General features: G+C 53.3%; 11 protein-coding genes and 1 pseudogene. 5 read left to right on the forward strand and 7 right to left on the reverse strand.

The annotated features are described in order from the left end of the window. The coding region (locus MHN28_RS24435) for a hypothetical protein (protein WP_239345619.1) at window positions 1-309 on the forward strand (309 nt) is incomplete at its 5' end. A 14-nt stretch (window positions 310-323) separates the two neighbouring features. On the opposite strand, the gene MHN28_RS24440 is transcribed toward MHN28_RS24435, so the two are convergent. The 6 genes from MHN28_RS24440 to MHN28_RS24465 form a co-directional block, all read right to left on the reverse strand. Further along, window positions 324-1610: a hypothetical protein gene (locus MHN28_RS24440; RefSeq protein WP_239345620.1), complete on the reverse strand. Its 1287-nt coding sequence runs from the start codon at window positions 1608-1610 to the stop codon at window positions 324-326. 426 nt (window positions 1611-2036) lie between these two features. After that, entirely contained in the window at window positions 2037-2612 is a 576-nt protein-coding gene (locus tag MHN28_RS24445) for a recombinase family protein (protein ID WP_239345622.1), read from the reverse strand. A 566-nt stretch (window positions 2613-3178) separates the two neighbouring features. Beyond that, a complete protein-coding gene (locus tag MHN28_RS24450; RefSeq protein WP_239345624.1) occupies window positions 3179-3421 on the reverse strand; it encodes a type II toxin-antitoxin system ParD family antitoxin in 243 nt (80 codons plus the stop codon). Between the two features lie 68 nt (window positions 3422-3489). Beyond that, complete coding sequence (locus MHN28_RS24455) at window positions 3490-3843, reverse strand: hypothetical protein (protein ID WP_239345626.1); 354 nt, start codon at window positions 3841-3843, stop codon at window positions 3490-3492. 428 nt (window positions 3844-4271) lie between these two features. Then, the gene (locus tag MHN28_RS24460; protein ID WP_239345628.1) at window positions 4272-5201 is read right to left on the reverse strand and encodes a molybdopterin-dependent oxidoreductase; all 930 of its coding nucleotides are present in this window, start codon (window positions 5199-5201) and stop codon (window positions 4272-4274) included. 67 nt (window positions 5202-5268) lie between these two features. After that, window positions 5269-5643, reverse strand: coding sequence for a LysE family translocator (locus MHN28_RS24465; protein WP_239345630.1), 375 nt, complete (start codon window positions 5641-5643; stop codon window positions 5269-5271). Window positions 5644-5655: 12 nt separating this feature from the next. Here MHN28_RS24465 and MHN28_RS24470 point away from each other — a divergent pair, with 12 nt between their 5' ends. Continuing rightward, a complete protein-coding gene (locus MHN28_RS24470) occupies window positions 5656-6411 on the forward strand; it encodes an isochorismatase family protein (RefSeq protein ID WP_239345632.1) in 756 nt (251 codons plus the stop codon). Between the two features lie 1044 nt (window positions 6412-7455). On the opposite strand, the gene MHN28_RS24475 is transcribed toward MHN28_RS24470, so the two are convergent. Continuing rightward, window positions 7456-7920, reverse strand: coding sequence for a phosphate-starvation-inducible PsiE family protein (locus MHN28_RS24475; protein ID WP_239345634.1), 465 nt, complete (start codon window positions 7918-7920; stop codon window positions 7456-7458). Between the two features lie 346 nt (window positions 7921-8266). On the opposite strand from MHN28_RS24475, the gene MHN28_RS24480 reads away from it, so the two are divergent. The 3 genes and pseudogenes from MHN28_RS24480 to MHN28_RS24490 all read left to right on the forward strand — a co-directional run. Beyond that, window positions 8267-9619, forward strand: coding sequence for an amidohydrolase family protein (locus tag MHN28_RS24480; RefSeq protein ID WP_239345636.1), 1353 nt, complete (start codon window positions 8267-8269; stop codon window positions 9617-9619). Window positions 9620-9630: 11 nt separating this feature from the next. Further along, window positions 9631-10392, forward strand: a complete 762-nt coding sequence (locus MHN28_RS24485) for a DUF3299 domain-containing protein (protein ID WP_239345638.1) — start codon at window positions 9631-9633, stop codon at window positions 10390-10392. Between the two features lie 239 nt (window positions 10393-10631). Then, window positions 10632-10739 (forward strand): annotated as a pseudogene (locus MHN28_RS24490) (integrase); the annotation flags it as partial. Window positions 10740-11444: the final 705 nt, after the last annotated feature.

Here is an 11444-nt window from a genome sequence, read left to right on the forward strand (position 1 = left end):
CTCGCCTGCTTCCTGTTCCTTGATCATCTGGATGATCTGTTCGTCGGTGAATCTCGTCTTCATTTGTCCGTCCTTAAGTTGGGCGGACTCTACACAAAACTGGAGGAGATTCAGGGGCTCAGGTCACGACATCGCGCCTCCGTGCGTCGAGCGGCGAAAGGGCCGGGAGAGCCCAATTTTCCAAATGCTGCACGCTGCGCGAATGTCGGCTTTTCACGAACCCTCAGGGTTTCTCACCGGAATGTATCTCGCGGCCAAGATGGAGAAGAGCTCGACGGCTTTCGACCGAACGTCGTCCGCGACAATTAAGCCGCCTACGTCAGTCAACACCGTTTGGTCAGGCATTCGCCGGTTTCTTCTGACTCAATGGCGTTACGATCACTGGCGCCTTTGGGCATTGGCACTCCGCGACGCAACAAGAACTTTGGCCTTGGGCCAAGTCCGGCGGGCAAACGCGCGATGGGTTCTTCGATGGCGTATGTCTCGCGCCCGATCATACGCAACGCACCGGCATCGACCAACTGCTTGATCCCGGCCCAGCTTGGCAGAACATCATAAGCCTCTGCTGATCCGGCGAGCGTAACGACATCCTCGGGCATCGAAGAAAAGATGCCCGCAGGGAAAGCCTGAAACAGCAAGTCAACGGGATCTTCTTGGATGACACCCAGATCCACCAATCCGTTTTCGGTCATCTGCACGCGCCTATTCCCGGTTATGATTGTGACGCCCTTGCGCTTGACCGGTTGTTTTGTATTGCTGACACCGGACGGAAGCGCCGTGGTGTCCAGTCGCTGTTCGTTGATGTGTTGATCGGGGGCACGTCCCAGATAAGCGCTCAGTTGCGCATCCGCCTGCGTCTGTGCATCGACGCTATTCCAACGCCGTGCATCCAGATAGCAGGCCAATCGTGGCACGAAACTCACGTGCTCAGCCGGTACGCCTACGACCCCCAATCCATTTTCACTGGCAATGACGACATGTTCGAGCCGTTCCTTTGCACCGATGATTTTTAGGATCAACGGTGATCGGCTTGTGGCGATCAAATAGATTGGGCGCGTACCGGCTTCGATGCGGATACTGCCTGCCCGTGTCTCTTGATCAAGCCCCGAGACTGCAACCGTGGACACAGCTTCGGCGCGGTTAACGTTGAAAAGTATGATTTCCGCATTATCGGAGGCAGTTGGCATACCGCAACCTTCGTGCTCTAGGGCAGACAGCTGAGCCTCCGGTGTCTTGGAAATGGCTTCAAATGTCGCAATGATGTCTTCGGTTGTAACAATGCCGTCGTTGTTGGAATCCATAGCCAGAAGATCATCAAACACATGCGGTCGTTGTTGCGCAAATTGTCTAGCGCTTTCGGTATCCATTTCCTCTAGTGTCAGCATGCCGTCTGAATTCAAATCGAATTTGCGCAGGCGTGTTTCAATATGCCTCGCAGTATCCGGACGCAGGATCGGGCGCAGCCGGTGTATTTCGTCAACACTCAGGCTCAGGTCTGCGTTTAGATCACGAACCAGCCATTCGCCACGCGTTTTGTGGCGCAGCCGCGCGATCATTTCTTCTTCGTGCAACTGGATGAGCTCGGGCGTAAGTCGGCCGTCGGGTGCCATCGAAAAGAGCCGTTTAATAAACTGACTTCGGTTTCGGTCAGGCGCCTTGGCATACTCGCGCACCTTTTCGGGCGGCAGCGCAAGAGGTTCGGCAGGAGCCGTTACCGGCAAGAATAGGAGGCTAAGCGCGAGGGCAGGGAAACGCATGATAAATTTTATTCCAAACAATGTGTTGGCTTAGGATATTCGTTTGGGAAGGCAAAACTATGACGATACCGTCTTCACCCGAGAGCGGGTTGGTATCTCCGGTCTGGCCAAGATTGCTGGAACTTATCGATTAAGCCGCGCTCGGCGGACGAAGAGTATGTCAAACACAAATACAACCGTTTCTGGACTAAAGCACTCTCTCAAAGCGGCCATTCGTTCAACCGCAGCGAAATGACGCTTCGTCCGCACTTTATCAGTTCAGACAGCTCGCAGCGAACGTCAAGTCTGGTGCCGGTTGAGAGTTCTGTAGACCGTAGGCCGAGACACGGAAAACACTTCGGCGAGATCGCTGATCGAATACTCTCCGGTTCCATGCATGCGGCAAAGCTCTTTCTGCTGTTTGTCAGACAGCTTTGGTTGTTTTCCACGCAGTTTGCCCTTGGCACGGGCGATTGCCATGCCTTCGCGGGTGCGCATCCGGATCAGGTCCGCTTCGAACTCGGCAAAGGTGGCCAGAATGTTGAAAAACATCCTCCCTACCGGGTCGGCCGGGTCATAGACGCTGCTACCCAGGGCCAGCTTGACTCCCCGTTCCTCCAATTCATTGGCGATGGCGCGAGCATCGGGAACGGAGCGGGCGAGCCGATCAAGTTTCGATACGACGAATGTGTCGCCCTCTCCAACGGCTGCCAGAGCCTGTGCCAAACCTGGCCTTTCTCGTCTGGTGCCGGTCAGGCCATGATCTGTGTAGATGCGCCCGTCTGAGACCCCAAGGTCACGCAATGCCGCCTGTTGAGCCGCGAGATCCTGATTGTCTGTGGAACAGCGTGCATAGCCGATACGGGTTTCTGTCATGATCCTGCCTTTGAGCCGGAAATGTCTAGGTTCTGTTGCAGACGTCAAGGGTTGTAACGTATGACGTCCCCTAAATGAGAATATCATCGTACCAGTCAAATGAGAATCGTTTTCCGCAAGGAATGCAGGAATGATTAGTACGGACAGAACTGTACGATAACCGATCCTTTTACGGACATCAGATTTAAATGTATCCAAGCTCAGAAAGCAGGGCGTCAGCTCCCATGATAGCGTTTTGCAGGGCAATCGTCTTGGGCCGATCAACCCAATGGTGCATATTCGACGCAGCATCCCGCTGAGCCGAAGCCATCAAAGCAAGCCGATATCTGTGAGCCAAGTGGTTAGGACCATTACAGCCAATGTGAATGCTGAACCCAGCAACATTGGCAGTAGCGCTGCTCGCCAAGCGGGCACTTTCGCCTGCTCTATCGATTGGGCCAGAAACTTACGAACCATAGCGGAGAGCTCTGCATCCGAAGGACTATTTGATCTTGTCATCACAGTTGTACCCCGATCCCCCTTTCAAACATCACCCAGTGTATTTCGTAGGCGTAGAAAAAAGTGGCTCATGAATTGAATGCATCAGGCTCGTATTTTTGTGCATCAAATTCTAAGAGTTGACCACTTTCAGCTTCCACAACAGCGCGTTCAAGGTCGGCTTTCAGGTTGTAGAACTGCCGCGCACCTTCTTTTCCCATCAAAAGCCCAATTCCAGCTCGCACAACTTCACTCAAGTTGGCGTATGCTCCTGACCTAATCTGCTTCTGAACAAAATCCTTCATTGGCTCTGTAAGATGTACGTTCGGCATAGATGCGCCTTTCGAAACTCAGATCCAAATTAGTGTGTTTCACGGCCAACAGCTATAGGGCGACCACATTACCCCGCCGAACTATCTTCGTCCGATCTGCTCAGATCATAGCGACCCTGCTTTTTCATACGGCGGATGAGCGCAATGTAGTCCATAACCCGGTCGATCTCATCCGCCCTTCCTGTGGCAAAAGCGACCGCAATCATCTGGAACTGAAGTGCAGGATCTTCCGCAAGGTCTTCATCCCTCCAATCCGGATTGTTTTCGGTCTTCGAGACGATAGCATCTGTTTCATTTTCCTCGCCCCACATCTCGTCGAGAAAAGCCTTCAGATCAGAACCGGAGCCTTTCACCCCCAATTTGTCCACGGCCTCCCATAAAGGCTTGAGACGTTCGAGAATATCACTGCGACTGTCAGTCATTGGAATTCCACCTCTCAATTAAGCCATTCCTGCTAATCGCTCGAGCGCATTCGTATGACATTCTAGAGGAAATGTAGAAAGTTGCGAATTCTTGACTCTCGATGCGGGGTTTTCGGAATCATATCAACACAACCATTCGGGCATTGATGTCTCAAACAACAAGTATTTCTGACCCAATGGCGAGTTCGCAGACGAAGCGCAAGTTCCCCGCGATTGCGCCAGTAGCCGCCTTTCCGAGCGATCTCCCTTCCCCCATTTGTCTTAAACGGAATTAGGACGAGGATGCACTAACGGCCGGTCTGGTATAGATCGTCCTTCGGTGCACGCCGCATGGATTGGCAAAACGCGGGACAAAACTGCCGTTGGAAGCTGCGTCTGCAATGGCTGTTTTCGGCTTACCTTCAATGCCGCTGGCATACTTGCTGAGATCAAGGGGGAATGTGAAACTGAAACACTGTCATCGAGTTTCTTCCTCCAGAGAACGGTTGAAGCTCCCCTGATGTATCTGTCGCTCGTGCAATGGCGGAATATGATCCCGCCGTCAGCCTCGGGAGCGGTGCTGTGAATTTCTGCCAGGAATGATGTTTCCGTTTCGAAACTGTGGCTGGCAGCCACGAATGACCGCTATCCAAGCTGACTTCGACGGTATCAATCTCGATTTCCCCCCAACACCAACCAGCCAGAATACCGTTGTCTGAGACAGACGTAATGACAGAGTCGGGTTTCACACCCCACACCGGCACAATTCGCTCTTGTCCGTTCTCCGTTGGCAATGTGTCGTTGTAGTATTTGGTGGCAAAGATGCTGGTTGATCGCCCTGCTTGAAGCTGGATTGATGTGAGCCATTTGACGGAATTGGTCGCGTAGTAACCCGGAACAATCAACCGAACTGGTCCGCCACGCGTCTTTGTCAAAGGTTTGTGGTTCATCTCGGTGGCGACGATGACTTCATCGGACATCGCTTTGGATAGCGGCAAGTCTTTCGAGAAATATTGAGGAGATGTGCCGCGATATGAGCCATGATCAGCGCCAGTCATCCAGACATGTGAAGCCCCTTGCTCCACGTGGCATTGTTCAATCAGATGCCTCAAAGCAACACCTTTCCAGACGACATTGCCAACTTCATGCGGTGTCGGCCTATCTGGGTTGATGGGGCTGCCTGCGCACTTGTGAAATCCCATCAACTCTGTTTGGGGGAAATTCCTCAGATCAAGCAGCGAAAAGCTGTGCGCCTTTGTAACTAGCCCGGAGATTTCCAAGCGCCAATCGACGACCGAAGAGGCAGGTTCGCCAAGGTGGTCCTTAACAAACAGCTCTGAGTCCTGCGTGATGAAATTCTGAAGCCAGCGATCAACCATCATGGTTTCCCGGTACAAGCGGATGCAATCCGCAAAAGACGCGCGTCAGACGCCATGACTGCGACCGCTAAATGAGAGCAAGAATGGCAGCCAGCACAATGGCTCCAGCGAGGACGTAGTTCATCACTTGTTCTGATCTGACTGACAGGTTCAGTTGTCCTATTTTGTGCCCGGCAAGTAACCAGATTGCATCCACGACAATCATTACTGCAACCACGCCCAGCCATTTGGCCATGCCATCCCAATTCTGATTGCTTCCAAAGATCTGAAAAGACGCGAACAAGGATGCGAAAGCCGCATATGCTTTGGGGTTTGACACTCCAAGCAAGCCGCCAGCGAAAGGCGTGGGCGATTGCTTAATCTCATTCTCTGCATCACCAACCGGAGAGGTTGCGATTTTGAAAGCCAAGTAGAGCAGATAAGTTGTTGCTGCGACTGACATCGCGGTCATCCTATGGCTGCGTTCCTTAAGCCAATCGCAACGGCACTGAGCCTGACCTTTGCTGCATCGGCTCTGCCGGTACTTGCTGAAACCCCAATGATCAAAACAGTGGATGGTGTCGCAACATACCCGGAAGGGTATCAGGGCACACCGGTTCGGGCCGCCGATGAAGACCCGTTTTTGTCGCCAAGCAATTCCGCGTTGATCCTTATCGATTACCAGCCGCCGATTTTGGCCGGGGTCCGGAACATTGACCACGAGGAGCTGATCAACAACACGACAGGCCTGATCAAAACTGCGGTCATCTATGACATCCCGATCATATTCAGCCATGTTGCTGTGGGACTGGGCGACTATGACCCCATGATCGAGGAACTGCGCGAACTGGCCCCGAACGCGGTCTTTGTTGACAGAACCAACGTCAACGCCTGGGAAGAACCTGAATTTGTCGCAGCGGTCGAAGCAACCGGCCGAAACAAACTGATCATGGGCGGTTTGTGGACGGACGTCTGCCTGGCTTACCCCGCAATCGAGGCCGAGCTCGCCGGTTATGACGTCTATGTGCCTGAGGATACCGTTGGCTCTATCACACAGCTCAGCCACGAAAACGGCATGCGCCGCATGATCGAGGCGGGGGTTGAGCCGATCACATGGAACGTCGTGCCGGCCGAACTGCAACGCGACCACGCGCGCACTGACAAGCTGAAGGCCGTAACCCGCGTCTTCATGGAACATCTCTTCAAAGTCGACCCGGATACAACCTGGTAAATAGGACGTCTGTCAGGGGCTAAGCGGGCTGGCTGCCAAAGGCATGGATGGCAAAGTCTAAGACGTGGTCCGGGGCCTTCCGCTTCCAAATTCACGTTTGGTCGACGGCATTGCATCTCCGACTGTTGAGTGACCGCAACGCGCAACAACTTAGACGTACTGGCCACCAGAAACTGAAACTTTAAATTGACGAAGCCGCTCAGTTCCCGGCGGGAAAGACTCCGTCTGCTTCGACGTAGCTGGCCCATTCGTTAGTCAAACTCTGCAGGAGATCAGGCATGCTGACGGAAAGGTCATTCACTGCATCGGGACCCTCCTCGACATTGAAGAGCCGCCACCTACCGTCACCGTAGGGTGCGGGTATCGCGACAGCCTTGAAGTCACCTTGCCTCATCCACTTCCCGCTGCCCATTTCACCACCGATGAATTCTTCGCGTCCAACATTCCGGCATAGATCTCCATGCCGCGCGCCTCGATCTCCCGAATGTGCAAAGTTCCTTCTGTGCCCTTCATAAGCTACGGTCTCTGGACGCAGCTTTGCAAATTTGAATGATTGCGTTGGGCACCTTGGGGCCATGGGGTGTACCGCTACATCAGCGAAATTCCCTCCCCGGTGGTGTGTCGAAGGCGGCCCATAACTGCCACATACCCAAGGCAAACTTTGCTACGGTGCGCCCGTTAGAACCGCCGTTCGTTGCAGACGCAAAGTCACCGCTTGGTCAAAGGTCTAAGTCGCTATAAATCCAGACTGTGGGCATTCGACGATCTACGCCCGTAGCCTGCGCTTACCAGACATTTACTCGCGGGCTTTGCAATTTTCGAGTAACAGCACAATCCAATTACTTGCCGCTGACCTTTTAGATCAACCAGACGCGCGACAATTGTGTTCTTTGTGGTCTCGGGCACCAGGGCGGCATTCGGCAATGTCCGATTATCCTACGAAATAGCCAGCAGTTAAGCAGGAACGCTTTCGCAGAACAGAAAGCTCCTTTTGGCATTGCAAAAGGCTTCACCGGAATGTTGGCAATGAATGAGCGGGGCGGCTCACGGTTTTCTGGCTATAAGCCAGTACGTTACGCCCAACGCGAGGCCGATCGCTGCGTAACCAAGAAAGTACTGTGGCTCCAAGTTTTTGTCGTCTAGCGTGATGATCTTTCGAGCTACCGCCATCAGTGCTGTTGCGACAACAAGCTTGATGTGGATGACGTCGTCGGTCAGGTAGAGGGTTATATTTGTATAAATCTCTATCGCGATTAGAACGACCAACACAGCACTGAAAACCGTGAGAAGGTCACTGACTTCCAGGATATAAACAGGTGGCTCCATCAACTTCAGATATGTTGTGAAGCCGGCGTCAATAATTGCCAGCAGAATTATACCGAGCATGAGCACCGACAATGCTCTGACACCGTGGCGGATCATGCGGTTACACCATCGAACGACGGCATCTTCGTGGTGGGGGTCTAGTTCCACATGTACCGGGATGGGTTTGTGCTCTTCACCACTCACTGTAGCCTCCAGTTCCGATCAGATCGCCAGCGTGAGAGATTTCAACCAGATGCATCCCCCCGCTTCGGCGTTAACAGAACCCTCTCACAAAATGGGTGTCGTTTACTAGACCGATCTATAGGTCGTTAAAACTACCTGATGGACTCAAAGCCAGCTTTCTCAGCGACTTGCACGGGCTGGTGGTTTGAGCCCCTTGTGGGCATTGAACGTTGTCGAAGACGGAGCAGTTTTTGATAGTCGAAACCTGCACGCGAGCGGGAGCACCCAACCAAGTGGTCAAGTTGACACAGGTAGACTTGCAAGCAATGCTAACTCGTAACCGAACATATTCGAATAGGTTTAAACAATGGGTATGGTCTCAGCACGGGCAATTCTTTCCGCTGCACTTACGGTCTTTTTGGCTTTCGGAGCGTTCGCGCAAGAAGACCTGCCGCAAACCCTGTTTGTCAACGTCGACGTTTTTGATAGTGAAAATGCCGTGGTGATCGAGAACGCTAATGTCCTTGTCGAGGGCAATTTGATTGTCGAGGTTTCGACCGATCCAATCGAACCGAATGGTGCAGTTGTTATTGACGGCCAAGGGCGGACTTTGATCCCAGGTCTCATCGACGGGCACAACCACATTATGCTGCCGACCTCACCCTTGAACGTGACATATAACCTCCACTGGTCATACACTGGTGCTCTGGTCACGCGGGAAGCGGAACGCATGCTGATGCGGGGCTTCACCACTTTGCGAGACGCGGGTGGCCCCTCCTACGGCATAGCTCAGGCCATCGACGATGGTATCGTTCCCGGACCGCGAATTTTCAGTTCTGGACACTGGATCGGTCAGACATCCGGTCACTTCGATTTCCGCCTATATAATGACACACATCATCGGCAGCGCGCTGATCGAACTGCTTTTGAGCGAGAATGGGCGTTCATCGCCGACGGAGTTTCTGAAGTGCGTGCAGCCACCCGCGAGGTGCTGCGCCTTGGGGCCACTCAGATCAAAATCAGTCTGGGCGGAGGCACCTCAACCCCATATGATCCACTGGACACAACCCACTACAGTCCCGAAGAAATCCGCGCTGCTGTGGAAGCCGCTGAGGATTGGAACACCTACGTCATCGTTCACGCATACACGGATGAATCTGTCATCAGGTCACTTGCAGGCGGTGTAAAAAGCATCGATCACGGCAACATGATATTCGAGGAGGAGACCATTCGCGCCATTCGCGATGCGGGGGCCATCCTCAATCCACAGTTTCTTATTTTCACGCCGGATGAGGAGATGTTGGCCATAGGGGATCCCGCGTCCATCGAAAAGGGCGCTCCGCTGCGCGACAATGTTGAGCACTATGTTGCGTTGATCAAAAAATACGACCTTCCGATTGCTTTTGGCGTGGACCTGTTCGGAGCACCTGAGCTAATGGCAATGCAGAACCTGGAGTTCGAACGCCGTGGTCGTTGGTGGTCTGGAGCAGAAGTCTTGCAACAGGCTACGTATAATACCGCAAAGCTTGTAGAGATGTCTGGGCCACGAAACCCCTACCAGCAAGGCCCGCTTGGTGTGATTAAGGCGGGGGCATATGCGGATTTGGTCCTCGTTGACGGCGACCCGGTTGAGGATATCAACCTGTTGGTCGACCCGGAAGCCAACTTTCTGATTATCATGAAAGATGGTGTTGTTTACAAAAACACGCTTGGAAACTGATTGGTGTCACCATGCGGATGCTTGTCACAGGACTATTGAGCGTTCTTTTGGCTGCGTCAGTGAACGCCAACCCACGTGTCGTCAGTTGGAGTGATCTGGTTGACACGTCTGCCCAATCTTATGAGGACCCATTCAAGGATCTCGGCGCAAGTGATCTTGTAAATCTGAAGGTTGTAGTGCGCGTTCGACAGCTATTGAAGAACGGCTTAGCCGACCAAGAAGAACTGGAAAGAGCCAAGTCACGTTTGGAGGATGCGGAGTCAGCCCTCATCATGGCAGGTGTAGATATCGATTGGTATGTTTCTCAACGTTTTGTCGTAGCTGAAAGACGCGAGCGCGCCGCAAAATCGGGCAATCCAGAAGTAAATGGGCAGCAGGTGACGATAAGCGGATTTGCGATACCAGCGCCACCAAACTCAGATGGCACCAAAATGGCTTACCTGGTGCCACAACTTGGTATGTGTAGTCACCTACCGCCGCCACCACCGAACCAACTCGTGCGCCTGCGATTGTCGGAAGGTGAAAGCGCCGTTCGCCTTTATGAACGGATGCAGGTGACGGGCCAAATACAGATTGAGCAGAGTTCAGAAACTGTCTTCGTGGTGGATGGACTGCAAAAGATGGAAGCCACGTGGTCGCTAGAAGTGGCGTCTTCGGAACGTCTGTCGACTCTACAAAGTAACCCACACAGTGGGCTACGGCCACTGCTCCTTAGGAATCGCAAATCAGCGTCAGGGAAGTACCGGTTAAAGCCCAAAGCTGACCTCAATTGAGGTGAATGCCGCCATGCATGACCACTGTTTGCTCCGTAACCGATGGGCTCCTGCAAAAGGTTAAAACCTGCGGATGGCAGACATCCGTACGAAGCACAGCCTCGGTCGAGAGGAGCTCACGACAGACCTTGGATGCAACGCAACATGTCGTGATACCATCATTCATCAACGTCGGGTTGTCGAAGTGGGACGCATGGCGGATCGGAGCATCAGTCATGGAAACACCATACTGACCTGCTATTCGCGCGCTTCGCCCAGCCTGGAACAAGGGACGTATCGTCGGTCAGAAGCGGCCGCTAATACCAAAGCATGTCTGGGCGATCCGAGTTCGACTAAAACTGGCCGATAAGATATTATTCAGCAAGCTCGACGACTGACCCGTCCCATGAAACTGTTGATCCTGCTCAGCCTCATCCGCCAGTTCTTGCGTGACTTCACCTACCTCGGTCAGACCAAGCATGCGGCCAGCCCCTGTTGGGTCGATCCCGTAATCAGCAGATAACACGACGGCGACAAGTATCGCCACTGCGCTGACAGCCGCGAAGATCGTGGATCGAAGAAGCCGGGCTGAACTGGGCAATTCTTCGAGGCTTGGTTATTTGGAATTAAACACCTGTGGCGTTCCTTATCCCCGACTTTGAATTGGCCACAAAATGCTCAATCCCCACCGTTTCTTGCCAGAGACGCTTAGCCATTGTTGTTGTCCGAACAGAGCATTGCGTCACCCGGCCGAGTGGCTGCATCGCCCGTTCCAGAATAGCGCACTTCCGGTCCGGAAGACGCCGAAAATGACGAGCGCCGCCAAGATCGCAACAGTCAGAATGGGGAGTTGCCACTTTGACAGACCACGCATCATCTTCTTCCCTCGCGTTGTGAAGCCCCCCCACCTTGGACGCGGCGGCTGCACGACGTTCTGCGGATTTCAGGCCTCGGTCTCACTTTGGAAATACGCTGTCATCACGTCGATGAAGGGCTGACGGTCGACTTCGGCGAATGTCACACCGTTGTCCGCCATGATCTTCATGCCTTCCTCGGCCTTGGCGAGGTTGATG

It is taken from the genome of Ruegeria sp. Ofav3-42 (assembly GCF_022347725.1).
Classification (GTDB): Bacteria; Pseudomonadota; Alphaproteobacteria; order Rhodobacterales; family Rhodobacteraceae; genus Ruegeria.

Bases quoted from the DNA above. Each gene is read 5' to 3' on its own strand.
- MHN28_RS24440 (WP_239345620.1), bottom strand. From the start codon at position 1,610: ATGGCACCCGACGGCCGACTTACGCCCGAGCTCATCCAGTTGCACGAA.
- MHN28_RS24445 (WP_239345622.1), bottom strand. From the start codon at position 2,612: ATGACAGAAACCCGTATCGGCTATGCACGCTGTTCCACAGACAATCAG.
- MHN28_RS24450 (WP_239345624.1), bottom strand. From the start codon at position 3,421: ATGCCGAACGTACATCTTACAGAGCCAATGAAGGATTTTGTTCAGAAG.
- MHN28_RS24455 (WP_239345626.1), bottom strand. From the start codon at position 3,843: ATGACTGACAGTCGCAGTGATATTCTCGAACGTCTCAAGCCTTTATGG.
- MHN28_RS24460 (WP_239345628.1), bottom strand. From the start codon at position 5,201: ATGGTTGATCGCTGGCTTCAGAATTTCATCACGCAGGACTCAGAGCTG.
- MHN28_RS24465 (WP_239345630.1), bottom strand. From the start codon at position 5,643: ATGTCAGTCGCAGCAACAACTTATCTGCTCTACTTGGCTTTCAAAATC.
- MHN28_RS24470 (WP_239345632.1), top strand. From the start codon at position 5,656: ATGGCTGCGTTCCTTAAGCCAATCGCAACGGCACTGAGCCTGACCTTT.
- MHN28_RS24480 (WP_239345636.1), top strand. From the start codon at position 8,267: ATGGGTATGGTCTCAGCACGGGCAATTCTTTCCGCTGCACTTACGGTC.
- MHN28_RS24485 (WP_239345638.1), top strand. From the start codon at position 9,631: ATGCGGATGCTTGTCACAGGACTATTGAGCGTTCTTTTGGCTGCGTCA.